We start from the raw sequence: 26,753 nt of genomic DNA on the forward strand, positions 1-26,753 counted from the left end.
CATGAGAACGGGCGATCAGCCGCGCGGCAGATCATCGTGGCGGGCAATCCATGCCTCGACCACTGGCGCAATGCGATTGCGCCATTTCGAGCCATTGAAGATGCCGTAATGGCCGACCGTCTCGGCGAGATAATATTGCTTCATCTCGTCCGGCAGCTTCGGGGAAATCTTGAGCGCCGCCCTCGTCTGGCCGATGCCCGAAATATCGTCATTCTCGCCTTCGACGGCGAGCAGCGCGACATCCGTGATCGCCGCGGTGTCGATGCGGACGCCGCGATGCATGAACTCGCCCTTGGGCAGGCTGTGCTTCTTGAAGACCTCATTGACGGTCTGCAGGTAGAATTCGGCGGTCATGTCGCAGACCGAGCGATATTCCTCGTAGAACTTCTTGGTCGCGTCCGCGCTCTCGTCATCTCCTTGAACGAGGTGGCGGAACATCTGCCAGTGGCTCATCAGGTGGTTGCCAAGGTTCATGGTCATGAAGCCGGCCAACTGCATGAAGCCGGGATAGACCTTCCGACCGGCGCCGGGGTAATTGAACGGAACCGAGGTCACGACATTCTGGCTGAACCAGCTCAGCGGTCGCTCCTGCGCCAGCTGATTAACGGCGGTCGGCCCCTCGCGAGTATCGATCGGGCCGCCCATCATCGTCAATGTGCGCGGACGGCACGGATGCTTGGAGGCGGACATGAGGCTCGCGGCAGCCAGACAGGGCACCGACGGCTGGCAGACCGCCAGCATATGTGCGCCCGGGCCGATGTGCTCGAGCCACCCGACGAGATAATCGACATAATCATCCAGATCGAACGACCCATCGGAAAGCGGCACATCGCGGGCATCGCGCCAGTCGGTGATGTAGACGTCATGCCCCGGCAGCATCCGGGCCACCGTCCCGCGCAGGAGCGTCGCGAAATGGCCGGACATGGGCGCGACGATCAGCAGCTTGGGGTGCCGGCCCTCCTGCCCTTCCCGCACGAAATGACGCAGCTGGCCGAAGACCTGGCGCGCCTCGATGACTTCGTGCACCGCTACGGTCTGCCCATCCACCTCGGTGGTCGGCAGATCGAAGGCGGGCTTGCCGCGCGGCGCGGCGGCATGCGCGAACACATCCAGCGCGGAGGCGAGCATCGGACCGCCACCGAAATAAGCAAAGGGATTTGCGGGATTTTGGAGCAGTTCTACGCTCGCGGTCGCCATGGCACTGGCGCTTGCCAGAAAGCTGCGCTGAATTTCATAGGCACTATAGAGCATGTGTTTCCTTACTCGGGGCCATCTGTCTAAACCAGCACATCCAACGCCCTGACGCCAGCGCCGATGCCGGGCTTAGAAGCATTAAATAGTGCCGACGCGTCTCCTTTGCCACACCAGAAGGCAGAGCGCAGGTGCAAAAGCCCTCCCCTTGGTTGCAAAGTTGGTCTAGGGCGCGGCCATGGCTACCTCGGCGTCCACCCCAGACAATGACGATCGGCGCAAAGCGGGCGATCTTGGCAATCTTCGACTGATCTGGCGCGCCGCGCTCCGCTACCCCGGCCGCATAGCCGGCGCCGGCTTCGCACTGGTTCTCGCCTCTGCAGCAACGCTTGCCATCCCCAGTGGTTTCAAGCTGGTCATTGATCGCGGTTTCGCCTCGGGACTGGATGGGGACATCAGCCGCTGGTTCCAGTATCTGCTGCTCATCGTGGTCATCCTGGCCTTTGCGACCGCCATGCGCTTCTACTTCGTCGCCTGGCTGGGCGAGCGCGTGGTGGCCGATCTGCGGATCGCCGCGCAGGCCAATCTGCTGCGGCAAGAGCCGGCTTTCTTCGAGCATAACCGCCCCTCCGAGATCGCCTCTCGCATGACGGCGGATACCGCCATCATCGAGCAGGTCGTCGGCTCGACGGTCTCGGTGGCGATGCGCAATCTGCTCACCGGTTTTGGCGGCATCTTCTATCTGTTCATGCTCGCGCCGCGCCTTACGGCGATGCTGCTGTTCGGAATTCCCATCGTGCTCGGGCCGATCATTCTGGTCGGTCGGCGCCTGCGCGCGCTCTCGCGCAACAGTCAGGATCGGCTGGCTGCGGTCGGCAGCATCACCAACGAAGTGCTGAGCGCCATGAAGATCGTCCAGGCCTTCGGTCAGGAAGAGCGCGAGGCCGGACGATTCCGGCGCGCGGTCGAGGACAGCTTCCGCACGGCCCGCCAGCGCATCACCCTGCGAGCGGCCATGACCGCGACGATCATTCTGGTGATCTTCGGCTCCATCACGCTCATCATGTGGCAGGGCGCGCTTGACGTCGCGGCGGGCCGGATGTCCGGCGGCAGCATCGCAGCCTTCGTCATGACGGGCGGCCTTGTCGCGGGTGCCTTCGGGGCCCTCACCGAGGTCTATGGCGATCTGCTGCGCGGGGCCGGGGCCGCCACCCGGCTGAGCGAACTGACCAGCGCCGTCTCCGAAATCCGCCAACCGGCGCGGCCGGTCGCCATCCCGCAGCCCGGTCAGGCGCGGCTGACCTTCGAAAATGTGGCCTTCCGCTATCCGACGCGGCCGGATTTGCCGGCGCTCACGGATTTCTCGCTGGATGTCGCACCGGGCGAGACCGTGGCCATCGTCGGGCCATCCGGCGCGGGCAAATCCACGCTCCTTCAGCTTGCGGAGCGGTTTTACGATCCGTCCCACGGGCGGGTGCTCCTCAACGGCGTCGACCTGCGCGAGGCAGACCTGCTGAGCCTGCGCAGCATGATCGCGCTGGTGCCGCAGGAAACCGTGATCTTTGCGGCCAGTGCGCGCGACAATCTGCGTTACGGACGCTGGGATGCCACCGACGAGCAGTTGATGGAGGCCGCGCGCGCAGCCAATGCCGACGGCTTTCTCAAGGCGCTGCCGCAGGGCTTGGACACCGAACTCGGCGAGAGCGGCGCCCGCCTCTCCGGCGGCCAGCGCCAACGCGTCGCGATCGCCCGCGCGCTGCTCAAGGATGCGCCGCTGCTGCTTCTCGATGAAGCGACCTCCGCGCTGGACGCAGAATCCGAGAGCCTGGTGCAGGATGCCCTCGCCCGGCTGATGAAGGATCGCACGACTATCGTCATCGCCCATCGCCTGGCGACCGTCCGCGCCGCCGACCGCATCGTCGTCCTCGATCAGGGCCGGATCGCGGACATCGGCACCCACGCGGACCTGATCGCCCGCGGTGGCCTCTACGCCCGGCTGGCATCATTGCAATTCGACGAACCGGCCTGATCGCCGGAGAGTTGACGGACGTTTGCGCGGTGATCAGTTGTTGCTGATGCGGCGCTGGCTCTTAGCTGTGCTCGCGCATGTTTGGCCCGGCAGCCGCGTGGCCAAGTGAAGGACGCTCAAACATAAGTCGGCTGGGTAGTGTTCAGGGTCTCAACTGGAAGCACCGAGACCGGCAACGCGCCCATGCGCAGCACGAGCACTTCCAGGCCCCGATGAACGCGCCCGGGATGGCATCGAAGCATCAAACACCTCCTGAGCAGATCCGCGAGCGACGCCCGTCGATCTCGAACCGAGAGCCCTTTCGGAGCCGGCTGTTGCCTGCAGCAAACCGGCAATGGATATGGAGCGACACAGAACTGACCGAGCGTCTGGGGAGCAAGTTAGCGCGCCCACTTGCCGTTTTCCCGGGGAAGCGGACCATTTGCCGAGCCCGCGCCCTTGATTGGCCCGATGTCGTCAGTCCGCCTCAGCGCCGCGAACGATGTGATCGAAAATCGCCGGATGCATCGGTGTCTCGAACTCGCACCCCGCTTCATGGTCGCATACCCAGGTGACGAACGCCTTGCGCCCTTCAAAGCCGGCAAACATCACCCACACTTCCATACCGACCTGAAGCTTGACGTAGCTCATCAAGCGGAAGCCCGTGAGCGACATGTCCGAAATCCGGCTCTTGAACCAACTCTCGCCCTTGCGGCGCACGCGGACGCCAATCAAGACCGACTGCCGCGCTGACGAACGAGCGGACGGCTCATTCATTCTGTCTGGAACTGCGCCCATATCGACCTGCCTGCCTCGAACACCGCACGATATGCCAGGGAAGCTTACCATCGTCCTAATCAAAGGAGGTCCGTCCGGCCCAGCATATGAGGACCCTAAGACCTAGGAGTACCTCGACCGGCGGCGACTTCTCCATCCTGATCGCTTGGGATCAGCAGCGCTGCCTCCGCGCCGGAGCCAAGGGCTAATGGCATCACCGGCGCCGTTGAAAGGCCTAGAACCGTCAACTGACTTGGCGCGTTTGTCCGCCACTCGCGTGCTGGCCTCTCAGCGCAATACAACTGTGCTCGCACGCGCAGCGCAATATCGAGGTCTTGAAGGCCGCTGACACGCGCTCACGCCTAGGGCCGACGCCTGCCCCCCAAACGCCTTCCATCCTAACCCCAGACGCCTCCCTTTGACGCCCAACAAAAAAAGGGGGCCGAAGCCCCCTTTTCCAAACATATCCATATCCGCGACGAAGCGCGTTTCCGTTATGATCAGAACACGCCGCCGTAACGGTCGTTGCCGACGAAGCCGAGCTTGGTCACGCCAGCGCGCTTGATGATGGCGAGCACCTCATCAACCACCACATAACGAGCCGACTGGTCAGGCTCGAACTGCAGCTCAGGCTCCGGGGCCATACGGCTGGTCTGATCGAGATACTGGCGCAGCGTCACCCGGTCGACCGGGGCGCCATTCCAGTAGATCGTGCCTGCCGGATCGATGGTCAGACGATTCTTGACCGGGTCGATCGTGTTCTGCGGCGCGTCTGCATTCTGCGGAAGGTCGATCTTCACCGCGTGGGTTTGGATCGGGATCGTGATAATGAACATGATGAGGAGCACGAGCATGACGTCGATCAACGGCGTCGTGTTCATTTCCATCATCGGCTCGCCGTCGTCGCGGCCACCACTCATTGCCATGGGACTGGTCTCCTAAACTTGGGCGTCAGAGGCGACGGACGGAAATCGAAGCCGGGTCGGGCTCGGAAATGAAGCCAACCTTCGGATAACCAGCGCGCTGCATCGTGAAGATCGTGCCGCCGATGCACCGGTACGGCGTATCGATGTCTGCACGGATGTGCGCTTCGGGCAGATCGTCGGGGTTCATGTTCTCCACGCCACCGGCCTTCTCGATATCCGCTTCCAGCTTCTTGACAGCGCGGTTGAGAAGATCGCCGGCCGTGACCTTGGTCACGTTCCAGTACACTTCGCACTGCCCATCCACTGCGCGAACCGTAAGGCTCACATTTTCCGGCTTCGTGGTCGTTGGCTCGAAGGCGATCTTCGGCAGCTTCACGTCCACTGTCTGGATCACCACCGGAATTGCGATGAGGAAGATGATGAGAAGCACCAGCATGACGTCCACGAGAGGCGTCGTGTTGATGTCCGACATCGGGGTGTCATCACCACCACCCCCAGAGCTAATTGCCATCGATCAAAATCCTAACTCTTGGCTTTGGAAGCACGCACGTCCTTGCGGAGGCTTGATGTGGCGACCGCTCAAGGATCGCCACACCTGCTTCATTTGATAGCTCAGGCCTTGGCGGCAGCCGGCTTGGCAGCGGGCGCGGCCGGGGCAGCAACCACGGTCGGACGAACCGCACCGTTGGACACCATGTAGCCGAGCAGGTCGTTGTTGAAGCCGCTCAGGTCTTCAGCAATCGACTTGTTACGACGCTGCAGCCAGTTGTAGGCAAGCACCGCCGGAACGGCCACGGCCAGACCCAGCGCGGTCATGATCAGAGCTTCACCGACCGGGCCGGCAACGGCGTCGATCGAGGCCTGACCGGACGCACCGATCTTGATGAGCGCGCGGTAAATACCGATAACCGTACCGAACAGACCGATGAACGGCGCGGTCGCACCGACGGTCGCGAGGAACGCGAGGCCACCGCCGAGCTTGGAGTTGATCGCGGCTTCCGAACGCGCGAGCGAAGCGTGCATCCAGTCATGCGCCTCGACCGGATCGGTCAGCTTGGCATGCTGTTCCTGCGCCATGATGCCGTCGTCGACCAGCTGCTTGTAGGCGCTGTTCTTCTCGAGCTTGGCCGAACCCTCCTTGAGGGTCGCCGAACGCCAGAACGTCGTACGGACCTTCTTGGCCTGGCCGATCACCTTCTGCTGCTCGATGAGCTTCGAGAACAGAATGAAGAACGAGAACACGGACATGCCGCAAAGAATGATGAAAACGGTCCAGGCGATCACGCCGCCCTGCTCGAGGGCTTCCATGAGACCGTAAGGGTTATCGGCCGGCGCAGCGGCTGCGGACAAATAAATCAACATTCGTGTATTCCTCTCAAACCAGTCGGTGAATGGGCCGTCCCTCGCCCCGGTTCGGGACGGCCGAAATCAGGATTAACGTTCAAGCTTCCAGACCACGCGGCGCGAGCTGCTGGACTTGATCGGATTGCCGGCTTGATCGAGCGCGGGAGAATAACGTCCCCGGCGCGTGATCAGGCTGCAAGCGGTTTCGTCGAGGTCCTTGCGGCCGCTCGATGCGGTCACCCGGCAATTTTCGACGCGCCCCTGGGCATTGATATCCCAAGCGATCGTCACCGAACCCTCGGCCTCGTCACGACGAGCACCGGCAGGATAGTCGTCAGACGTAATCCAGCTCGCAGGGTTACCCCTGGCGCCAGCGGCCTTGCTGACCACCGGCGCAGGCGGCGGCGGCGGTGCAGGCGGAGCCGGCGGAGGCGGCGTGGGAGGCGGCGGCGGCGCCAGAACCGGAGCCGTGCTCGGCAGCGAAATCATCGGCGGCGGCGCTGTGGGCGGCGGCGGCGGTGGCGGCGGCATGTCCGGCGGAGGCGGAGGCGGTGGCGGCGGCTCCTCCTCTGGCGGCGGCGGCTCCTCTGCCACGTCAATGACGTTCAGCTGTTCTGCAGCCTGCTTGACATACTTGATGCCAAGCCCCGTCACAAACGCATAACCGAGGATCGCGTGAATGATTGCCACGATGATAAGAGAAACCGTCCTACCGGACGATTGTGACTGGTCAGCATAGGCCATTCAGCAATGACACTCCCTAGCTCGATACAGCGCTGACAATCAGACCACGAATCGACGAAATGCCGTAAAGCACGACGTCTTCCGTGCGATACTGATCGCTCGGGCTCCTAAATTCCGAGGCATGTCCTATCGTGGCAAAACGTGTGAAGCAAACGCTTTGTTGACGGTGGTCACCTCTGCTTAACCCCCTATGTTAGAGGCTGAGGAAGGCCTATCAGGAGAATTGCGTATGACCGACACAATCCGACGCCCAAAGGCCCGGTTCAAACTGGTGGCAATCGGTTGCAGCGCCCTGTTGACAGCCGCTTCCCCCTTTATTTGCACTTCCGCTACGGCACAGGTGGCAGAATCGCCAGAGCCTGCAAGCTTGAGTTACGCGCGGATGGCCGAACTGGTATCGTCATCCCCCACGGTGGCGCGCATTACCGTGCGTTCTATCGTCGCCCTCAAGCGTGAGCGCGCGCCCGATCTGCCGGAAACGCGGAGCCGTTTTTACGTCCAGGCTGAAACGCTCGGCTTGATTCGCAGTGATGGCGTGATGTCCAAGCGAATCTCTTTCCTCGTGGACGGGTCGGCGGAAAATGCCCGACGCCCCAACCTCAAGAACAAGATTTTTCTCGCTTTCGGCAAAGTCGGCCAGCAGGTGAGCGAGTTCCAGCTGAGCGCGAGCACGGCGCTCGTGCCCTGGACCCCCGCCAACGAGGCGCTGGCCCGAAAGGTCATCGAAGATCTTTACGCGCCGGGCGCACCAGGTCCGATCACCGCCATCACCTCTGCCTTTCATGTGCCGGGCGCGATTGTGGGTGAAGGAGAGACCCAGATCTTCCTTGGCACGGCGGACGGCTCGCCGATTTCGCTGTCAGTGATCCGCCGGCCGCAGGAGCAGCCGCATTTCAGCGTGTCGCTGGGCGAGGTTGTGGACGATTCGGCGAAGCTTCCCGAGCGGGACACCTTGCTGTGGTATCGCCTCGCGTGCAGCCTGCCCGACCAGCTCCCGGCCTTGTCCCTCACCGAACTGGCGCGCAACGATGCGGAAGCCGCCAGTCGCGATTACAACGCATTCCGGGCCGCACTGGGACCATGCGACCGCACGCAAACGCCGGTCATTTAGGCAGAGGGCTCTTTCCTGTACGGGATTACCCGCTATGAGCGGCGGCGGACCTCCGTGCGACCGCCGCTCACACCTTTTTGCAGGACATGATTATGACCGACGCCTCTTCCCGCCCCCTTCGCCTCGCCATCGTCGGCTTGGGAACCGTGGGCGCCGGTGTCATTCGCCTGCTGGAGACCAATCGGGATCTGATCGCTCGGCGTGCAGGCCGCCCGATCGAGGTGGTCGCCATTTCCGCGCGGGACCGCAGCAAGGATCGCGGGCTCGATCTCTCCGCCTATGAATGGGTCGACGACATGGCGACCCTCGCGCAGCGCGAGGACATCGATACGGTCGTCGAGCTGATCGGCGGCGCGGATGGCCCGGCTCTGACGCTGGCCCGCCAATGCCTGAGCCAGGGCAAGCCTTTCGTCACGGCCAACAAGGCGATGATCGCCCATCACGGTCTCGATTTGGCACATGAAGCCGAGCGGAGCGGCGTTGCGCTGAAATATGAAGCGGCCGTCGCGGGCGGCGTGCCAGTCATCAAGGGCCTGCGCGAGGGCGCCGCTGCCAATCGCATCATGCGGGTCTATGGCATCCTCAACGGCACCTGCAATTACATCCTCTCCACCATGGAGCAGCATGGCAGCCCGTTCGACCAGGTGCTGGAGGACGCGCAGGCCAAAGGCTATGCCGAAGCCGATCCAACCTTCGACATTGACGGTATCGACGCCGCGCACAAGCTCTCGATTCTCGCCAGCCTCGCCTTCGGCACGGAGATCGATTTCGGCTCGGTGGACATCACCGGCATCCGCAATGTCATGGCTGCCGACATCCGCGAGGCGGCATCGCTCGGCTTCAAGATCAGGCTGGTCGGCATGGCAGAGTGCGAGGCGGACGGCAGCGAGAATGTCGGCCTCTTCCAGCGCGTCCACCCCATGCTGGTGCCGCTCGATCACCCGCTTTCCCATGTCGATGGCGCGCTGAACGCGGTCGTGGCGGAGGGCAATTTCGTCGGCCGCCTGTTCTTCCAGGGCGCGGGTGCCGGTGAAGGCCCGACTGCTTCGGCGGTGGTCGCCGACGTCATCGACGTGGCGCGCGATGAATATGGCCCTGCCTTCGCCATGCCGGCCGAGTGGCTGCAGCGCCAGGTCAAGGCCGATGCCGGGCAGCGCACCGGCCGCGCCTATCTGCGCTTCCAGGTTCAGGATCGCCCCGGCGTGCTGGCGGAAATCACGGCAGCGATGCGAGATTCGGGTGTATCGATCGAAAGCGTGATCCAGCGGGCCGCCACCGCGGACGAGGGCGTTCTCGTCGCCATCGTCACTCACCCGGGCGCCCTCTCCGCCATCGATGATCTGCTGCGCAGGCTCGGCGGATCGGACAGCCTGTTGGGCGCGCCGATGTTGATGCACATCCTCGACTGACAGGCGGCGACCCCGCGCTTACAGGCCGGGATGCGATATGCGCCCGGCCGCACCGGTAAGACGCTGGCTCATTATCGACATTGCAACAATCCTCGCCTATCGCGTCCCATCAATTCAGCAAAGGATGCCGCAGGATGGGGAAGTCGAATACCGTCGAAGCCAGTTCCGTACTCGATCGGGTACTTGTTCTTGAGATGGTGCGCGTCACCGAGGCCGCCGCGATCGCCGCGTCCAAGCTCGTGGGGCGCGGCGACGAGAAGGCCGCTGACGCTGCTGCCGTCGAAGCGATGCGCAAGGCCTTCGATGGCCTGTACATGGATGGCACGGTGGTGATCGGCGAAGGTGAGCGCGACGAAGCCCCCATGCTGTACATCGGGGAGAAGGTCGGTGGCGCGCCGGGCCGTGGCCCCAAAATCGACATCGCGCTCGATCCGCTGGAAGGCACGACCATCACCGCCAAGGCCGGCCCCAATGCGCTTGCGGTTCTCGCTGCGGCCGAAGAAGGCAATCTGCTCAACGCGCCGGACGTCTACATGGAGAAGCTGGCGGTTGGCCCCGGCTATCCGCCGGACATCATCGACATGCGCAAGAGCGCGACGGAGAATGTCGAGGCCGTCGCCAAGGCCAAGGGCGTAAAGCCATCCGAGATCATCGTGTGCGTGCTGGATCGTCCCCGCCATGAGAAGCTGATTGCCGAACTGCGCGGCATCGGCTGCGGCGTGGTGCTGATCGGCGACGGCGACGTGGCCGGCGTGATCGCGACGACGGACCCGGACACCACCATCGACATGTACATGGGCTCCGGCGGCGCGCCCGAGGGCGTGCTGGCCTGTGCGGCCCTGCGCTGCGTCGGCGGCCAGTTCAACGGTAAGCTCCTGTTCCGCAACGAGGACGAGAAGGCCCGCGCCCGCAAGTGGGGCATCACCGACCTCGACCGCATCTACAAGCTGGAGGACCTCGCCAAGGGGGACTGCATCTTCGCTGCAACCGGCGTCACCGATGGTTCGCTGCTCGAGGGCGTCAAACTCCTGCGCGGCGGTAAGATGACCACGAACAGCGTCGTGATGCGGGCCTCGTCCGGCACTGTCCGCTGGGTCAAGGGTGAGCATCGCGCCCGCGACTGACCCACCGAGTATTCAGAGACTGAACCGCCCGCCTGCGTTCGCGCATGGCGGGCGTTTTTGTATTTGACGCCCGTTCGCTCTACTTCTTGAGGCGATATCCGGTCTTGAACATCCAGGCGATCACCGCGAGGCAGATGATTAGCATCGCGCTGACAAATGCCACGGAGACGCCCATCGCGACGTCGCCCTTCCCGAAGAAGGTCCAGCGGAAGCCGCTGATCAGATAGACGACCGGATTGAACATTGTGATCGTCCGCCACGGTTCGGGCAGCATATGGATCGAGTAGAACGCGCCGCCCAGAAAGGTCATCGGCATGACGACGATCAGCGGGATGACCTGCAACTGCTCGAAACTCTGCGCCCAGATGCCCAGGATGAACCCGAACAGGCAAAAGCTGATCGCGATCACCATCATGAACAGGAGCATCGCCGCAGGGTGCGCGATGGGCAGATCGACGAACAGATGCGCCGTCGCGAGAATCACCAGCCCGATGATCATCGACTTGGTCGCCGCCGCGCCCACATAGGCGATGATCGTCTCCAGCGCGGAAATGGGCGCGGAGAGCAGCTCGTAGATCGTGCCGCTATATTTGGGCATGTAGATGCCGAAGCTGGCGTTGAAGATGCTCTCCGTGAACATCGACAGCATGATGAGGCCCGGCACGATGAACGCGCCATAGGGAATTCCGTCGACTTCCGTCATCCGCGAGCCGATGGCGCTGCCGAACACCACGAAATAGAGCGTGGTGGTCAACGCCGGCACGACCAGCCCCGTCATCAGCGTGCGCTGGAAGCGGTGCAGCTCGAACAGATAAATCGCGCGGATCGCGTGGATGTTGATGCCGCTCATGCCGCCTGCTCCGACCGGGTCGCGGGCTTGTGGACAAGATCCACGAAAATGTCCTCCAGCGAGCTCTCCTTGGTGTTGAGGTCCTTGTAGCCGATGCCGAGGGCGCTCAGCTGGCCGAGCAGCGCCGAGATCCCGGTGCGCTCGGCCTGGCTGTCGAACACATATTCAAGCTCGGCGCCGTCGCTCTCCAGAGTCACGCGCCAGTCAGACAGGGCAGCAGGCACAGCCGACATCGGCTCATTGAGCGTGATCCGCAGCGTCTTCTTGCCCAGCTTCTTCATCAGCCGGGCCTTGTCTTCCACCAGAATCAGCTCGCCGCCGGTGATGACGCCCACGCGATCGGCCATGTCCTCGGCTTCCTCGATATAATGGGTCGTGAGGATGATCGTCGCGCCATTGTCCCGCAGTTGGCGGACCAGCGCCCACATGTCGCGGCGCAGTTCCACGTCGACGCCGGCAGTGGGCTCATCCAGAAACAGCAGGCGCGGCTCATGGGCGAGCGCCTTGGCGATCATCACTCGCCGCTTCATGCCGCCGGAAAGCTCCTGCAGCTTGGCGTGGCGCTTGTCCCACAGCGTCAGGTCGCGCAGCACCTTCTCGATATAGGCATCGTCGCGTGGCTTGCCGAACAGGCCACGGCTGAAGCGCACCGTATCGATCACGCGTTCGAACTGATCGGTCGAGAGTTCCTGCGGCACCAGACCGATGGTGGCGCGCGTCTGGCGATAATCCCGCACGATATCGTGCCCGCCGACATGCACAGTCCCGCCACTGGCGCGCACAATGCCGCAGATGATGGATATGAGCGTGGTCTTGCCAGCGCCATTCGGCCCGAGAAGCGCGAAGATCTCGCCCTCCTCCACATCGAGATCGACGCTGCCGAGCGCCTTGTGACCGCTGGCATATTGCTTGTTTACGCCGCGGAGCGAGAGGATTGCCGTCATGATAGCGCAGCTACTCCATCGGCCGGGTCTTGCAAAGAGCGGCGTGCGGATAAACGCCGTTCCGCCCGAAACATCCCGTGCGCAAAATGACGACATCTCGGACGATATCTCCGTTCGTCCTGAGGAGCTGCTGCGCCTGTCGAAGCGGCGTATCTAAGGATTCGATGCTTCGATACGCCTCCTCGATACGCGCCTGCGGCGCACCTCAGACCCTACCCATCACGCGGCGAAGACTAACCCCACCCCGATCACGACGCTCCTATCCTTTACCCCACAAGCTCGGCTAAGGTGGCGCCATGCGCTTTGCTCTGGATATCGATCGCTCGCTCACCGGCCGTGCTTGGCGTTGGCGCGGACCTGAGCCCTGCGGCAGCGGCGGCAATCTCGTGGACGATCTGCTGCGCGCGCGGGGGTGCACGCATGACAGCCTGGAGCGCGAACGGGCGCCGACCATCCGCAGCTTCCTCCCCGATCCGTCCATCTTCCAGGATATGGATCGCGCCGCCGAGCGGCTCGCCGCGGCCGTCATCGATCGGGAATCGGTCACCATCTTCGGCGATTATGACGTGGACGGCGCGACGAGCGCAGCACTGCTCGTCCGGCTGCTGCGCGAGCTCGGGCTCGATGCCGGCGTTTACATCCCCGACCGACTGATGGAGGGCTATGGCCCATCCGGTGAGGCGCTGGTAGCGCTTGCACGCAGCGGTGCCAGCCTGGTCGTCACGGTCGATTGCGGCGCCCAGGCCTTTGCCGCGCTGGAGGCTGCACGCTCCGTGGGGCTGGATGTCATCGTCGTCGATCATCACAAATGCGCCGCCTCGCTCCCCCCTGCCCTTGCGCTGGTCAACCCCAATCGGCTCGATGAGGCCGCCGGCCACGGCCATCTCGCCGCGGTCGGCGTTGCCTTCCTGCTCGGTGCCGCGCTGGTCCGCACCTTGCGCGCGCGAGGGTGGTTCGCCACCCGCCCGGAACCGCGCTTGCTGGACCTGCTCGATCTGGTCGCGCTGGGGACTGTCGCAGATGTGGCGCCCATTCGGGGCCTCAACCGCGCCTTTGTCGCCCAGGGGCTCAAGACGATGGCACGGCGCGGCAATATCGGCCTCAACGCCCTGCTTTCCGCAAGCCGGCTGGAGCGTGCCCCGCAATGCTCGGACCTCGGCTTTGCCCTGGGACCCCGCATCAACGCCGGCGGACGCGTGGGCCGCTCGGATCTGGGCGTGCGCCTGCTCACCACTGCCGACCCCGATGAGGCCGCCATGCTCGCCGCAGAGCTCGATCAGCTCAATCAGGAGCGGCGCGCGATCGAAGCAACCGTGCAGAAGGAAGCCGAAGCCCTCCTCGCAGAGCTGGGCGAGCGCTCCGTTGCCGTGATCGCCGGCGACCTGTGGCATCCGGGCGTAATCGGCATCGTGGCGGGGCGCCTGAAGGAAAAGATCACCCGCCCGGCCATCGTTATCGCCATTGACGAGGACGGCATCGGCAAGGGCTCGGGGCGCTCTATCACTGGCGTTGATCTGGGTGCCGCCATTCTGGCCGCCAAGGACCACGGCCTGCTCGTGGCCGGTGGCGGGCATGCCATGGCGGCCGGGCTCACCGTTCGCCGCGAGCATGTGACCGCGCTGGCCGAGTTTCTGGAGGAGCGGCTGCGCGAGGATGTCGCCCGCGCCGCCACCGCCCGCGCTCTCCTCATCGACCTGCTGGTGGCGCCGGCCGGACTGACGCCGGAGCTGATCCAGTCGATGGAGCAGGCCGGCCCCTTCGGCAATGGCTGGCCCGCACCCCGTGTCGCGCTGGGGCCGGTGCGCGTCGTGCGCGCCGATATCGTCGGGACAAGCCATGTCCGCGCCATCGTGGCGGGCGAGGATGGCCGCTCGCTCAAGGCCATGGCCTTCCGTCAGGCCGAGACCGAGCTTGGGCAGATGCTGCTCTCCTCCCGCGCCGGCACGCGCTTCTGGCTCGCCGGTCGCGCAAAGATCGACGACTGGGGGCCCCGTCCCGCCGCGGAGCTGCATATCGAGGATCTTGCCATCGCCTGAGCAAATGGCCTTGACCGCGCCAGACCATGCCCGTAAAGGCGCCCTCTCACGGCAGCGATGCACATCGCTCGCTCAGTGGCCCCTTCGTCTAGCGGTCAGGACGCGGCCCTCTCACGGCTGAAACACGGGTTCGATTCCCGTAGGGGTCACCAGCCTTCCCGGCTGGGCAGGCTTGGAAAAGCCCTTCATCTCCCAACACAGCTTTTCGGTGTGCGATCATCTCTTCGATGATCGGATGCGCGCATGTATGGGCTCGCGACCGAGAAATTTCGCGCGACGCCAGAGGGCAGGCTACAAGAGGAAAAGACACAGCCGCCAAACCCCTTCCCCAGCGTGGGAAGAGCGAAATCATCGCTATTTGGGGGTGTCGGAAAAATGGTGCCCAGAAGAGGACTCGAACCTCCACGACCTTGCGATCGCCAGCACCTGAAGCTGGTGCGTCTACCAATTCCGCCATCTGGGCACGGGGTAGGACCGGCGCTTTAGGGGGGCTGTTCGGGGGTGTCAACAGCCTCGAACAGATAAGATGGGATTGATGCAAAATATTGTGTTGGGGTCAGCCAGAGAGGCCGCGGAAGGCCAGAACGACGATCCAGACAGCCGCGAAAATCGCGATCCAGACGAGGATCATCTTCACCAGATGGTGGAGCGGGAGGCGGCGCAGGGCCAGGCTGCTGCCGACGAGGACGAAGGCCAGGACGAACCAGAGGCTGTGCGCAATCATATCGGCCATGGCCAACTCTCCTGCTGGAACGGACGCCCGCGAAGGGAGATCAGATCAGGGCGGTCAGACCATCGTAGCCGGGCTCGACGCCTTCGGGAAGCATGGTGCGCAGACGTGCATAGTCCATGCTGTTATCCATGTGGGTGAGGATGGCACGGCCGGGACGTATCCGCGCGATCGCCTCCAGCGTCAGAGCCAGATGGGCGTGGGTCGGGTGCGGCCGCTCGCGTAGCGCATCGATGACGAGACAATCCACGCCCGCATAGAGCGAGACCATCGCATCGGTCATCTCGTGAAAATCCGTGGCATAGGCCAACGACCGGCCGCCGCAGGAGAATCGGAAGCCGCTTGAGGAGATGAAGCCATGGGGCTGATCGACATGGGTGACCGCGATGTCGCCCACCGTCACCCCTTCGTCGGGCAGGTCATGGCCCGCGATGGTCGCGCGATACCCCTCGCGCCCATCGAACGCATAGTCGAAGCGGCTGCGCAACGCCGCCATGGTCGCCTTGTGACCATAGCCGGGCACAGGGGTGCCACGATGATGCATGATCTGCCGCAGATCATCGATGCCGTGGCAGTGATCGGCATGGTCGTGGGTCCAGAAGACGGCATCCAGATGCACGACATCGGCCGCCAGCATCTGCGCGCGGAAATCCGGGGAGGTGTCGACCAGCAACCGCGTGGTCGCGCTCTCGACAAGGATCGAGACGCGGGTGCGACGATTGCGCGGCTCGGCGGGATCACACTGCCCCCAATCATTGCCGATGCGCGGAACGCCCGAGGAGGTGCCGCTCCCCGACATGACCAGCTTGAGCGTCATGGCGTCACGCGACCGGCGCGGCGCGGGAGAACAAAGCAAAGAAGTTCCGCGTCGTTGCCTGCGTCAGCGCCTCGAGGGACTCGCCACGGAGATCGGCCAGGAAGCGCGCGGTATCGGCGACGAACGCCGGTTCGCAGGGCCGTCCGCGGTGCGGCACCGGCGCGAGGAAGGGCGAGTCTGTCTCTACCAGCAAACGGTCGGCCGGAATGCGCGCCGCCGTCTGCTGCAAAGCCTTGGCGTTCTTGAAGGTCACGATCCCGGAAATACTGATGAACAGGCCGAGGTCCAGTGCGATGTCGGCAAAGGCATCGCTGGCGGTGAAGCAGTGGATCACTCCGGTGAATGTCCCCTGCCCCATCTCGTCCCGCAGAATAGCGGCGGTGTCCGCCTCGGCATCGCGGGTATGGATGATGATCGGCAGACCGGTCTCGCGCGCGGCGGCGATATGGGCGCGAAAGCTCGTCTGCTGCTGGACGCGATCGCTATGGTCGTAATAATAATCCAGCCCGGTCTCGCCGATACCGACGACACGGGGATTGGCCGCAGCGGCCACAAGCTTGGCGGTATCGACATGGGCATGGCTGTCCGCCTCATGCGGATGAATGCCGACGCTCGCCCAGACGTCCGCCTCGCGCTCGGCCAGTCCGATAATCGCGGCCCACTCCCGCTCGCGGGTGGAGATGTTGAGCATCGTGCCCACCCCCGCCGCACGCGCACGGGCGAGGACGGCGGGCTGATCCTCCACCAGCCCCTCATAATTGAGGTGACAATGGCTATCGACGAGCATCAGGCCTCCGCTGCGGGGAGTTCAAGGCGGGGGAAGAGCGGACGGGGAGCCTCAATCTCGAAGCCCTTTGCACGCAGGGCCGAATACCAAGCTGTGGTCAAACCGTCATAGCTCCGGGCCTCGATTGGCAAACCCATATGATCGAGCAGAGATTTCGCGCTTGCAGGGATCACGGGCTGGATCGCCACGGTCAACTCACCGATGGCAACGTATAGCGTGGCCAGCACCGCCTCCATGCGCGCCTCATCAACTTTGCGGAGCGCCCATGGCGCTTGGCCATCGATGTAAGCATTGCAGGCATAGACAGCACGGAGCCAATGTTGAATCGCCCAATGCGGCGTGAGCTGACGGAAGTTTTCCGGCATGAGATGGGCAGTCGTATGGCGAACTGCGTCCAGTAATTCGTGGTCCACCTGAGCCGGGGAGGGCGTCGGCAACCGACCGTTCAAATTCTTCGCGATGAAACTGAGAGTGCGCTGCGCGAGATTTCCGAACGCATTCCCAAGCTCTGCATTCACCCTTTGCACGATCGCTTCAGCACTATAACTGCCGTCATTGCCAAAGCTAACCTCAGCGAGCAGGAAGTAGCGTAGGGGATCGACGCCGAAAGCCTCGGCCAGCTCGACCGGATCAGCAACGTTACCCAGCGACTTGGACATTTTTTCGCCGCGATTGAGCAGGAAACCATGGCCGAAGATTCTGTTTGGCAAAGGCAACCCAGCACTCATCAGGAAGGCCGGCCAGTAGATGCCGTGGAATCGCACAATGTCCTTCCCAATAATGTGGACTATCTCGGCCTGCGGGGACCAGTAACGATCCATCCTCGCGATGTCGTCCGGATACCCGCAACCAGTAAGATAGTTAGTAAGAGCGTCCACCCAGACATACATGATATGCCCCGCCGCGCCCGGAACCTTGACTCCCCAATCGAAGGTCGACCGTGAAACGCTCAGATCTTTAAGACCCGCTTCAACAAAGCGCACCACTTCGTTGCGTCGACTGTCAGGCTGAATAAAGTCCGGATGCTTCTTATAAAGATCGAGTAGCTTATGCTCATAGCTGGATAGGCGGAAGAACCAGCTCTCCTCAGCAGTCCATTCCACAGGCGTGCCCTGCGGGGAGAGCTTTTCCCCGCCATCGCTGAGGCTTAGCTCGCTTTCATCATAATAGGCCTCATCGCGGACGGAGTACCAGCCTTCATAGCGATCGAGATACAGGTCGCCATTGTCGACCATCGCCTGCCAAATGGCCTGGCTTGCGGCATGATGTGCCGGCTCACTGGTGCGAATGAAGCGATCATAGCTGATATTCAGAAGATCATCCATCTCCCTGAAATAGCCTGACATTTCATCGGCCAGCGCGACAGGCTCAACGCCGCGCGCACGGGCGGCCTGCGCCATTTTGAGGCCATGCTCGTCGGTGCCTGTCTGGAAGAACACGTCCCGCCCCATCATCCGGGCCGCGCGGGCGAAGGCGTCCGTCGCGATTGCTTCATAGGCATGGCCGATATGAGGGCGGCCATTGGGGTAACTGATCGCCGTGGTAATGGTGAAGGGTTTGGGCATGATGTCCTGCTGGATAAGGGCCGTCTGAGGCGCGGCTTTCGCTTGCGGCTTCTCTAGCGGGGTACAGGGAGGATGCCTAGACTCCTCTCCGACCTCCCAGCACAGCGCCGCGCGGAAAGCCGTGACCTATAGCAGCGAGCGGATCTGATCCACGCACAACACCGCAAATAACAGCGACGCCAGGCCGAGCATCAGGTTCGACCACCAGCCCGAGCGCCATTGCGCGGGCACTGCCTTCGAATTGAGCAGCCACATGAGCGTGACGGCAAGGAAGGGCATGAAGAAGGCACCGAACGCGCCATAGGCGATGATGAGCGCAAAAGGCTGGCCCAGAAACAGCAGGAGCATGGGCGGGAAGGTGAGCCAGAGGACATAGAAGCGGAAGGCCGGCGTCCGGTCCAGCGTCGCCGCGATGGCCGGATCATGCACGGCAGTCTCCCCCGCCCGCTCCGCCCGGATACTGCGGACGAAGTCCGCGAACAGCAGCGACACGCCTTGCCAGACGCCGAGCACCGACGAAAAGGTCGTCGCCGCGAACCCGATGAGGAACAAGGTCGCCACGGTGCGCCCGAAGCGCGCCTCCAGCACCGCGCCCAGGTCGAGCAGGCCCCGGTCGCCACCGGAAAGCGCGATCTGCGCGGTGTAGAGCAGTTCGGCACCGACGATGAGCATCGCGATGACGAAGACCCCCGTCGCGATATAGGCCACGCGATTGTCGAACCGCATCATCGGGATCCAGGCTGGGGAGCGCCAACCCTTTGCGTTGACCCAATAGCCATAGGCCGCGAGCGTGATCGTGCCGCCGACGCCGCCGATGAGCCCCAAGGTGTAAATGGCCGAGCCCTCCGGCAGCGTGGGCGCGAGGCCGATCAGTGCTGCGTCGAGATCCGGCATGACGAGGATCGCAAGCCCGACAACGACGACGAACATGACGCCGATCAGCAGCTTCATCACGGCCTCGAACACCGCATAGCGATTGAACAGGACGAACAGCGCGCCGGCAAGGCCAGACAGCATCCCCCACGCCCAGAACGGTAGCAGGCCGGGGAACATCCCGGCGAGCGGCAGCGCGGTCGCGCTCATCGCCGTGCCGCCATACACGAAGCCCCAGATCAGGATGTAGATGCCGAAGTACCAGCTCGTCCAATAGCCGAGCGACCGCCAGCCTTGCAGCATCGTCGATCCGGTGGCGAGATGATAGCGCCCGGTCGCCTCGGCCAGCGCGATCTTAATGATGCAGCCGATGACGGCGGCCCAGAGCAACGCATAGCCAAAGCGCGCGCCAGCAACGAGCGTGGCGACGAGATCGCCCGCGCCGACGCCGGTCGCGGCCACGACGATGCCGGGGCCGAGCCGTTTCCAGCGCTCCAGTCCGACGGGCGGGGTTTCGTCTATCGGTGTGGAAGGCAAGTCGGGCGCATCTCGGGTTTGCCTGTGCTCGCTCGCCATCCTGTCAGTCCCCCACTTGCCGTTCGCGAGGGGTATAGCGCGATTTTGGCAATGTGGTGATTTTCCTGCTGGGCAGCCGATGATGTACGCTTGGATGCGCTCCTGCGAAGGCAGGAGCCTGGGGCGGCTAGGTTCGTCGGTTGTGCCCTGGGCTCCTGTCTTCGCAGGAGCACCTATTCAGAAAGGCCAGCGAGCACCTCTATCGCCCGACGCGCGCCACGGTCTCGCACAGGGTGTAGACCAGCGCGCCGGGCTCGAGCTGCAGCGGGGTGACAGCGCCGGCGCCGAGGCGCTGGGCTTCTTCATAGGCGGCGATGCCAGGACCGAGCCTGGACGCGGGCGCACCCCGCAGACGGCGGGCGATGTAGCGCGGCACAAGATCGACAAAGGCTTCGAGGCGGGGGCGAGCCGCCACCCCCGAGAGCGCGCTCATCAGGCCGGCGCGGGCGCCCTCCCCGCCGCGTCCACCCTGCGCGATGGCATCGAGCGCGCGTTCCAGACCGGGCAGATCCAGATCGCGATTGGCGATCGCTTGCCCCGGCGAGCCTTCGGCACTAGCCGCCAGCGCGGCGCGCTCAGGCTCTGGCACCTCCGGCAGCGCGGTCGCCAGCGCCTGTGCCATGCTCGCATCATCGAGCGGTGCGAAGCGCATCACCCGGCAGCGCGAGCGGATGGTGGGCAGCAGGCGACCGGGCCGATGCGCCACGAGCAGGAAGATCGCACCCGTCGGCGGCTCTTCCAAGCTCTTGAGCAGGGCGTTGGCCGCGCCCGCCTCCAGATCGTCCGCGCTGTCGATCAGCACGACCCGCCGGCTGCCCATGGAGGGCGCGCTGTGCAGCAGCCGCGAGAGGCTGCGCACCTGATCGACGGTGATGTTCCGGGCGAGTGCGCCGTTGTCAGTCTTGCTGTCGCGCTCAAGTCGTTCGAGCCGCATGAAATCGGGATGGGCGCCGCCATCGAACAGGCGCATAGCCGGGTCTGTGGGGTCCGGCGCAAGCCGATCCGACGGGACGGGACGCCCCGCCCCGCTCACCAGCAGCCGCCGGGCGAAATCATAGGCGATCCCGGCCTTGCCCAGGCCTCGCGGGCCGGCGAAGATCCAGCCATGATGCAGACGCGTCGTCGCGCTCGCCTCGATCAGCGTCGCGATCTGCTCGTCATGGCCGAGCCAGCGCGTCATCGCAGCCAGTCGGCGAGCGCGGCCAGCAGCCGGTCGCGCACCGTCTCCATCGATCCGCTGGCATCAATGTCCCGGAAACGCGCAGGTTCAGCGGCTGCGAACCGACGGAAGGACTCGGCAACATCGCGATGAAACTCAGCATCGCGCCCGCCGATCCGATCCACCGCCCCGGCATCCCGCGCGCCGGCCCGTTCGCTGCTCTCATCGAGCGGCAGGGCAAGCAGCAGGGTCCGATCCGGCAACAGCCCGCCCGAGCCGATGCGGTGGAGGGTCAGAATGTCGTCGTCGCTCAGCACGCCGCCCACGCCCTGATAGGCACGGCTGCTGTCCAGAAAACGGTCGCAGATCACCCATTTGCCGGCCTCCACGGCCGGCAGAATGGTGCGCTCGGCATGATCGGCCCGGGCCGCAGCGAACAGCAGCGCCTCGGCGCGCACGCTCCAGCGATCCGCCGCACCGGAGAGCAGGAGGCCGCGAATGGCCTCGGCCCCCTCGCTGCCACCGGGCTCGCGGGTCAGCACTGTCTGGATGCCGCGCGCCTCAAGCGCCTCCGCGAGCAGACGGGCCTGCGTGGACTTGCCGACGCCCTCGCCGCCTTCCAGCGTGATGAAGCGGCCGCGCGTCATGTCGGTACTCAGCTAAAGAAGGAGAGGAAGCCGTTCCACAGGCGCGCGAAGAAGCCGCCTTCTGCGACAGCTTCCTTGGCTACAAGCGGCAAGGTCTGCGTAGTCCCGTCACCGGCATTCACCACCAGATGAGCGATCTCCTGCCCCTGCGCGATCGGCGCCTTGATCGGGCCGCGATAGACGACACGCGCCTTGATCTCGCCATTCGCCGCCGCAATCGGCACGGTCGCGACGAGATCGCGCGGCGTCACCAGATCGACCGAGCGGGCCCAGCCGCCCTGGACCTGCGCCTGCCCCAGGGTAACGCCCTTCTTGGCCAGCGGTTTGGACCGCCAGGCCTTGAAGCCCCAATCCATGAAGCGCACCGATTCCTCGACGCGGCCATTGAAGCTGGTGAGGCCCGCGACGACCATCACGAGACGGCGGCCATTCTGCTGGGCCGAGCCGGTGAAGCCGTAGCCCGCCTCCTCGGTATGGCCGGTCTTGAGGCCATCCGCGCCATCCACACGCCCGAGAATCGGGTTGCGATTGGCCTGGCTGATCTCCGATCCGCCCATGGTCTGGCCCCAGGTGAAGGATTTGACCGTGTAGAACTGCTTGTAGAGGTCCGGCGTCTCTTCCAGCGTGTTGCGGGCCAGCGTCGCGAGATCGCGCGCGGTGGTGTAGGTGCGGCCTTCGTCGGGCCAACCGGTAGTGTTCGCAAAATGGCTGTTGGTCATGCCCAGCCGCTTGGCCTCGGCATTCATGAGATCGGTGAACGCCTCTTCCGAGCCGGCAATGCCCTCGGCCAGCACCACGCAGGCATCATTGCCCGAGAGCGTGACGATGCCGTGCAGCAGGTTCTCGACCGAGACCTCCTCATTGACGGAGAGGAACATGGTCGAGCCCTGGCTGTGCCACTTGCGCCAGGTTTCCGGACGGACGGTGAACTTCTGGTCGAGCCGCAGCTTGCCCTGCTTGATGAGATTGAACGCCACATGCGCGGTCATCATCTTGGCCATCGAGGCCGGCGGCATCCGCCGGTCCGCATCCTTGTCGAACAGCACCCGGCCGGACGACAGATCGACCATATAGGCCACGGAGGCCTCGGAGGTATAGCTTGGCGTGTTCGCCTGCGCGGCGGACAGGAAGAGCGGCAGGACGAGGGCAATCGGCAGAAGTGCGCGCATGGGAAAATCCGGTCGTTGACAGGTCATCGCGCGCCCTGCGGGCATCGCGGCTTCGCTTCGTCCTTAGCCATCCGCCATGGCTCTGCCTAGCCCCGGATCAAGGCCGCACCGCATCAGCCAGCAGGCCGACGGACAGCGCGTAGAAGTTCGAGCAGTTGTAGTCGAGGATCACGCGGTAATTGCCAGTGAGCAGATAGGCTGTCTTACCCGGGCCATCCGGCTCGATCAGCGTCGCCTGAATGCTGCCATCCGGCCAGGAGCCGCCCTCCGGCATGAATCCGAGCGCCTGCCACTCGCGCATCGAAAGCCAGCGACTGTGGCGACCGAACACGCGCGGGCAGCGTGTGGGGTTGAGCGTGCTGGTGATCCGCCCACGGTCGAACCCGGCCGGCAGCCGCACTGCGAGGCCCCAGGGCTCGCCCTTGCGCCAGCCGGCACGCTGGAAATAATTGGCGATGGAGGCCAGCGCATCGGGCTCGCTCGACCAGATATTGGGCGTCCCGTCACCATCGGCATCCACCGCATCGCGCAGATAGACGCTCGGCAGGAACTGCGGATAGCCAAACGCGCCAGCATAGCTGCCGACCAGCCGCTCACGCGGAACGCCGCGTTGCATCATCGACATCACGGCCAGCAGTTCCGGCTCGAACAGCGCACGCCGGCGCCCTTCATAAGCCAGCGTCGCCAGCGAGCGCAGCAGGTCGAAATCGCCGCTGATCGTGCCGTAATTCGTCTCATGGCCATAAATCGCGACCATGATCTCCTCCGGCACGCCCGTATCACGCTCGATGGCCACCAGCAGCGCGCGATTGGCGTTGTAGACCGCGCGGCCGCGGGCAATCTTGCGCGCATCGATATGGCGCTGGCGATAGGGCTCGAAATCGGGAATCGGGGCATTGTCGGCTGTCGGCAGATTACCGCGATCCAGCGCCGCGACACGCGGATTAAAGCTCAGCCCGGCAATTGCCCGGTCGAATGTCGCATCCCTCACGCCCTGCGCCCGCGCCTTGCCCCGCAGGCTCTCCAGATAGCCCGTGAACCCGGCCGCGGTCTGCGCATCCACCGGATCATTCGACGATGGCAGCGCCTGCGCACTGGCGGGGACTTGCGCCGCGAGAGAAAGACCAAGAGCGAGACCGCATAGCGGCAGGAGCCGGCGGCGAAGCGAATGCGTTGTCATCGATGCATATTGGCAGAGTTGACGCAGGGCGCGCAAGGCAAGCCTCCGCAATTGGGCGCATCGCCCCTGCGACGAACCGCCCGCGCTACAATCCTCGGTTCGCGCGGGCTTCCTTTGCCGAACAGTTTCGACTAGGGCGCGGGACAACGGACAGGTGGCCGAGTGGTTTAAGGCAGCGGTCTTGAAAACCGCCGTGGGTGGAAGCTCACCGTGGGTTCGAATCCCACCCTGTCCGCCAAATCTTCTCACGCGGGCTTTCTCTTCCGGTCGCTAGTCTTTGGCGGCAATGGATCTTGCGCCACCCCGATTCCCCACATGTCCAAAAGTTCATGCAGGCGCCATGCTCCGGTTCGGTGCGCGGGGCCATAAGGGGCTTGCGATCCACGAAGGGTCGCTTGTTGAAGGAGATACCCTCATGAACCGTCGCCTGATCATTGCCGGCCTGGCATCCCTCGCAGCCATCGCCACGCCGGTTGTCGCGTCGGCCAAGACGGCACCGGCGAAGGAGAGCCATCACAAGGTGGCCAAGCCCGCCAAGCCCGCCAAGAGCACGACGACTGCATCGCTCGCTGCCCCGGCCAAGAGCACGACCGACAAGAAGTGACCCCCGTCACCGGAGCCATGCCGTCCCTCCCCTTGCCCGCATGGCTCCGGTCGACCGCTTCATCGAACAGGCATGATCCTGTCGGCAGCGGAAGCAGACCGAAGGCCGCTCAGCCTCCCACGCCGATGAGAATTTCAACCGCGAACAGACCATGGCGGCGGGTGAAACGGACCTGACCGCCATGCATGCGCGCCACGGCCGCGACGAGCGATAATCCAAGCCCTGCGCCCGCCTGCCCGCGCGCGGCATCCAGCCGACCAAAGCGCCGCAGGGCCTCTGCTTCCCGATCCGGCGCAATCCCCCGGCCTTGATCGGCAAGACCAACGATCACGTCCGCGCCCTCGCGATCCAGATACAGCGTCATCGCACCCGCGCCATATTTGAGCGCATTGTCGAGGAGGTTGGCGAGCGCCTGCCCTAGCAGTTCGCGATGGACGCTGACCTCGACCGGCCGCTCGATTGCGATGGAAAGGCTGCGGCCTTGCTCCTCGACAAGTGGCGCGTACAAGTCTTCCAGATCGGCGAGCATCTCGCCCAGCAGCGTGGGCCGGAAGCGCTCGCGCCCGATGCCCGCCTCTGCGCGGCTGATCTCCAGCGCGGTGGTGAGCATGGCGAGCAGCTGGTCCGCCTCGCGGCTGATGCCCTCGATGGCCGTGCGCATCGCGGCCGGATCGTCCGTCTCCAGCGCCCGGTCGATTCGTGCGCGCAGACGGGTCAACGGCGAGCGGAGATCGTGCGCCATGCTATCGGTGACGGTGCGCAGTTCGTCGATCAAGCTGCCGATCCTGTCCAGCATCCCATTGATCGCCTCCCCCAACCGGTCGAAGCTGTCCCCGGAACCGTGCAGCGGGACGCGCTGCTCGATATCACCCGCGCCTACGCCCTCTGCCGTCGCGGCGATGTGTCTGATCCGCCGATCGATGATCTGCACCACGAACCAGGCGCCGGCGAGCGCCAGCGGCAAGGCGAGCGCCAGCGCGGTCAGCAGGGCCTCGTGAACAGTCTGGCGGATCTGATCGCTGGCCTCGGCGCGGCGGCCGACGAGCAAGCGGCGCCCATCGCCAAGACGTGCGGCGGTGATGCCGAAGGGGGCCGGCTCTGCATCTCCGAGCCGATAAAGCTCGGCACGCGTCCAGCCCGCCTCGGCCGGGACATTGGGCGGCCAGTCCGAGAGGTTTCCCGCCACTTTGTGCCCGTTGCGATCCACGAGCAGAATGAGGGCATCGTCATCTTCCGCCGTTCGCTCGGCGATTGCCCGGTTCAGCGCCTGCGCGCCTTCATCCCGGCCGATCATCAGCAGGCTGTCGCGATCCTCAACGGCGATGCTGCGGTCGGCCGCCGCGAGGTCGGCGCGCACGAATTGCGTGACCGAGGCGAGTAACGCCGCGCCGAACACCAGTTCCAGCAGCAAGATCCAGCCCATGAAGCGGACATGCGACGAGCGCAGCCAGCGCAGGCCCGCCCCGGATGCGGCACCCGGTCGACTCATTCGCCCAGCCGGTAGCCCGCGCCGCGCACGGTGTGGATCAGGGGGACATCGCCCTCAATATCGATTTTCCGGCGCAAGCGGCTGACATGCACGTCGATGACGTTGGTGCCAGGGTCGAAATGATAATCCCACACGCCTTCGAGCAGCATCGTGCGCGTGACGACCTGCCCTGCGTAGCGCATCAGATATTCGAGCAGCCGGAACTCGCGCGGCTGAAGCTCGACGCGTCGACCGCCGCGCTGCACCGTGCGCTTGAGCAGATCCATGTGGAGATCGCTGCAGGCAAGCGTCGTCTCCACCGATGTACCATGGCCGCGCTTGCGCATCAGCAGTTCCAGCCGGGCGAGCAGTTCGGCAAAGGCGAAGGGTTTGACCAGATAATCGTCGGCACCCGCCGTCAACCCCGTCACGCGGTCATCTACGGAGCCGAGCGCAGTCAGCAGGATCACCGGCGTTTCGATGCCGGCAGCACGCAGGGCGCCCAGCACGGCCATACCGTCCATGCCCGGCAGCATCCGGTCGAGAATGATCGCGTCATAGCCGCCATCGGTCGCCATGAAGAGGCCGTCGCGCCCATCCGCGCTATGATCGCCGACATGGCCATGTTCGGCCAGCCCCTTCAAGATGAACTCGGCCGTCGCACGATCATCTTCGACCAGGAGTATTTTTCTGCCCATTCCACCGTCCCTGGCG

At 64.4% G+C, this 26,753-nt stretch carries 25 protein-coding genes and 3 tRNA genes; 8 read left to right on the forward strand and 20 right to left on the reverse strand.

The features are described from left to right. Positions 1 to 15 precede the first annotated feature (15 nt). Positions 16 to 1,251 (reverse strand): polyhydroxyalkanoate depolymerase, encoded by a 1,236-nt coding sequence (locus M2337_RS11740; RefSeq protein ID WP_264570379.1) that lies wholly within the window; start codon positions 1,249 to 1,251, stop codon positions 16 to 18. Positions 1,252 to 1,429: 178 nt separating this feature from the next. Here M2337_RS11740 and M2337_RS11745 point away from each other — a divergent pair, with 178 nt between their 5' ends. Beyond that, positions 1,430 to 3,220 (forward strand): ABC transporter transmembrane domain-containing protein, encoded by a 1,791-nt coding sequence (locus M2337_RS11745; protein ID WP_264570380.1) that lies wholly within the window; start codon positions 1,430 to 1,432, stop codon positions 3,218 to 3,220. A 456-nt stretch (positions 3,221 to 3,676) separates the two neighbouring features. Here M2337_RS11745 and M2337_RS11750 read toward each other — a convergent pair whose 3' ends face one another. From M2337_RS11750 to M2337_RS11770, 5 genes are all read right to left on the reverse strand, one after another. Beyond that, entirely contained in the window at positions 3,677 to 3,997 is a 321-nt protein-coding gene (locus M2337_RS11750) for a PilZ domain-containing protein (protein ID WP_264572250.1), read from the reverse strand. Between the two features lie 479 nt (positions 3,998 to 4,476). Next, positions 4,477 to 4,902 (reverse strand): ExbD/TolR family protein, encoded by a 426-nt coding sequence (locus M2337_RS11755; protein WP_181559759.1) that lies wholly within the window; start codon positions 4,900 to 4,902, stop codon positions 4,477 to 4,479. Between the two features lie 25 nt (positions 4,903 to 4,927). Then, positions 4,928 to 5,413, reverse strand: coding sequence for an ExbD/TolR family protein (locus M2337_RS11760; RefSeq protein WP_181559760.1), 486 nt, complete (start codon positions 5,411 to 5,413; stop codon positions 4,928 to 4,930). 101 nt (positions 5,414 to 5,514) lie between these two features. After that, positions 5,515 to 6,264 carry a MotA/TolQ/ExbB proton channel family protein gene (locus M2337_RS11765; protein WP_181559761.1) on the reverse strand — a complete coding sequence of 250 codons (750 nt, stop codon included), beginning with the start codon at positions 6,262 to 6,264 and terminating at the stop codon, positions 5,515 to 5,517. A 72-nt stretch (positions 6,265 to 6,336) separates the two neighbouring features. Beyond that, a complete protein-coding gene (locus M2337_RS11770) occupies positions 6,337 to 6,990 on the reverse strand; it encodes an energy transducer TonB (RefSeq protein ID WP_181559762.1) in 654 nt (217 codons plus the stop codon). 229 nt (positions 6,991 to 7,219) lie between these two features. Here M2337_RS11770 and M2337_RS11775 point away from each other — a divergent pair, with 229 nt between their 5' ends. From M2337_RS11775 to glpX, 3 genes are all read left to right on the forward strand, one after another. Further along, a complete protein-coding gene (locus M2337_RS11775) occupies positions 7,220 to 8,101 on the forward strand; it encodes a hypothetical protein (RefSeq protein ID WP_264570381.1) in 882 nt (293 codons plus the stop codon). Between the two features lie 92 nt (positions 8,102 to 8,193). Continuing rightward, positions 8,194 to 9,510 (forward strand): homoserine dehydrogenase, encoded by a 1,317-nt coding sequence (locus M2337_RS11780; RefSeq protein ID WP_264570382.1) that lies wholly within the window; start codon positions 8,194 to 8,196, stop codon positions 9,508 to 9,510. Positions 9,511 to 9,644: 134 nt separating this feature from the next. Continuing rightward, complete coding sequence (gene glpX, locus M2337_RS11785; protein WP_181559765.1) at positions 9,645 to 10,634, forward strand: class II fructose-bisphosphatase; 990 nt, start codon at positions 9,645 to 9,647, stop codon at positions 10,632 to 10,634. Between the two features lie 79 nt (positions 10,635 to 10,713). On the opposite strand, the gene M2337_RS11790 is transcribed toward glpX, so the two are convergent. Continuing rightward, positions 10,714 to 11,484 (reverse strand): ABC transporter permease, encoded by a 771-nt coding sequence (locus M2337_RS11790; protein WP_264570383.1) that lies wholly within the window; start codon positions 11,482 to 11,484, stop codon positions 10,714 to 10,716. Further along, a complete protein-coding gene (locus tag M2337_RS11795) occupies positions 11,481 to 12,428 on the reverse strand; it encodes an ABC transporter ATP-binding protein (RefSeq protein ID WP_264570384.1) in 948 nt (315 codons plus the stop codon). The genes M2337_RS11790 and M2337_RS11795 overlap by 4 nt, the downstream gene beginning before the upstream one ends. A gap of 296 nt (positions 12,429 to 12,724) precedes the next feature. On the opposite strand from M2337_RS11795, the gene recJ reads away from it, so the two are divergent. Continuing rightward, the gene (gene recJ, locus M2337_RS11800; RefSeq protein WP_264570385.1) at positions 12,725 to 14,464 is read left to right on the forward strand and encodes a single-stranded-DNA-specific exonuclease RecJ; all 1,740 of its coding nucleotides are present in this window, start codon (positions 12,725 to 12,727) and stop codon (positions 14,462 to 14,464) included. A gap of 77 nt (positions 14,465 to 14,541) precedes the next feature. After that, positions 14,542 to 14,616 (forward strand) — tRNA-Glu (locus tag M2337_RS11805). A gap of 224 nt (positions 14,617 to 14,840) precedes the next feature. Here M2337_RS11805 and M2337_RS11810 read toward each other — a convergent pair. The 10 genes from M2337_RS11810 to M2337_RS11855 all read right to left on the reverse strand — a co-directional run bounded on the left by M2337_RS11810 (position 14,841) and on the right by M2337_RS11855 (position 23,967). Beyond that, positions 14,841 to 14,927 (reverse strand) — tRNA-Leu (locus M2337_RS11810). A gap of 93 nt (positions 14,928 to 15,020) precedes the next feature. Next, entirely contained in the window at positions 15,021 to 15,197 is a 177-nt protein-coding gene (locus M2337_RS11815; protein ID WP_264570386.1) for a hypothetical protein, read from the reverse strand. 40 nt (positions 15,198 to 15,237) lie between these two features. Further along, positions 15,238 to 16,011 carry an MBL fold metallo-hydrolase gene (locus M2337_RS11820; protein WP_264570387.1) on the reverse strand — a complete coding sequence of 258 codons (774 nt, stop codon included), beginning with the start codon at positions 16,009 to 16,011 and terminating at the stop codon, positions 15,238 to 15,240. Positions 16,012 to 16,015: 4 nt separating this feature from the next. Beyond that, positions 16,016 to 16,798 carry a TatD family hydrolase gene (locus tag M2337_RS11825; protein WP_264570388.1) on the reverse strand — a complete coding sequence of 261 codons (783 nt, stop codon included), beginning with the start codon at positions 16,796 to 16,798 and terminating at the stop codon, positions 16,016 to 16,018. Then, entirely contained in the window at positions 16,798 to 18,363 is a 1,566-nt protein-coding gene (metG, locus tag M2337_RS11830) for a methionine--tRNA ligase (RefSeq protein ID WP_264570389.1), read from the reverse strand. The genes M2337_RS11825 and metG overlap by 1 nt, the downstream gene beginning before the upstream one ends. A gap of 126 nt (positions 18,364 to 18,489) precedes the next feature. Next, positions 18,490 to 19,773 carry an Nramp family divalent metal transporter gene (locus M2337_RS11835; RefSeq protein WP_264570390.1) on the reverse strand — a complete coding sequence of 428 codons (1,284 nt, stop codon included), beginning with the start codon at positions 19,771 to 19,773 and terminating at the stop codon, positions 18,490 to 18,492. A gap of 238 nt (positions 19,774 to 20,011) precedes the next feature. Further along, the gene (locus M2337_RS11840; protein ID WP_264570391.1) at positions 20,012 to 20,992 is read right to left on the reverse strand and encodes a DNA polymerase III subunit delta'; all 981 of its coding nucleotides are present in this window, start codon (positions 20,990 to 20,992) and stop codon (positions 20,012 to 20,014) included. Continuing rightward, a complete protein-coding gene (gene tmk / locus M2337_RS11845) occupies positions 20,989 to 21,618 on the reverse strand; it encodes a dTMP kinase (RefSeq protein ID WP_264570392.1) in 630 nt (209 codons plus the stop codon). The genes M2337_RS11840 and tmk overlap by 4 nt, the downstream gene beginning before the upstream one ends. A gap of 8 nt (positions 21,619 to 21,626) precedes the next feature. Further along, complete coding sequence (locus M2337_RS11850) at positions 21,627 to 22,787, reverse strand: D-alanyl-D-alanine carboxypeptidase family protein (protein WP_264570393.1); 1,161 nt, start codon at positions 22,785 to 22,787, stop codon at positions 21,627 to 21,629. 97 nt (positions 22,788 to 22,884) lie between these two features. Further along, positions 22,885 to 23,967 carry a lytic murein transglycosylase gene (locus M2337_RS11855; protein ID WP_264570394.1) on the reverse strand — a complete coding sequence of 361 codons (1,083 nt, stop codon included), beginning with the start codon at positions 23,965 to 23,967 and terminating at the stop codon, positions 22,885 to 22,887. Between the two features lie 148 nt (positions 23,968 to 24,115). Here M2337_RS11855 and M2337_RS11860 point away from each other — a divergent pair. Then, a tRNA-Ser gene (locus tag M2337_RS11860) sits at positions 24,116 to 24,205 on the forward strand. A 177-nt stretch (positions 24,206 to 24,382) separates the two neighbouring features. After that, positions 24,383 to 24,571 carry a hypothetical protein gene (locus M2337_RS11865; protein ID WP_264570395.1) on the forward strand — a complete coding sequence of 63 codons (189 nt, stop codon included), beginning with the start codon at positions 24,383 to 24,385 and terminating at the stop codon, positions 24,569 to 24,571. 109 nt (positions 24,572 to 24,680) lie between these two features. Here M2337_RS11865 and M2337_RS11870 read toward each other — a convergent pair whose 3' ends face one another. After that, positions 24,681 to 26,060: a sensor histidine kinase gene (locus M2337_RS11870; RefSeq protein WP_264570396.1), complete on the reverse strand. Its 1,380-nt coding sequence runs from the start codon at positions 26,058 to 26,060 to the stop codon at positions 24,681 to 24,683. Then, complete coding sequence (locus M2337_RS11875) at positions 26,057 to 26,737, reverse strand: winged helix-turn-helix domain-containing protein (RefSeq protein ID WP_264570397.1); 681 nt, start codon at positions 26,735 to 26,737, stop codon at positions 26,057 to 26,059. Before M2337_RS11875 ends, M2337_RS11870 begins: the two co-directional genes overlap by 4 nt. Positions 26,738 to 26,753: the final 16 nt, after the last annotated feature.

This window comes from Sphingobium sp. B2D3A (assembly GCF_025961795.1).
Lineage (GTDB): Bacteria > Pseudomonadota > Alphaproteobacteria > Sphingomonadales > Sphingomonadaceae > Sphingobium.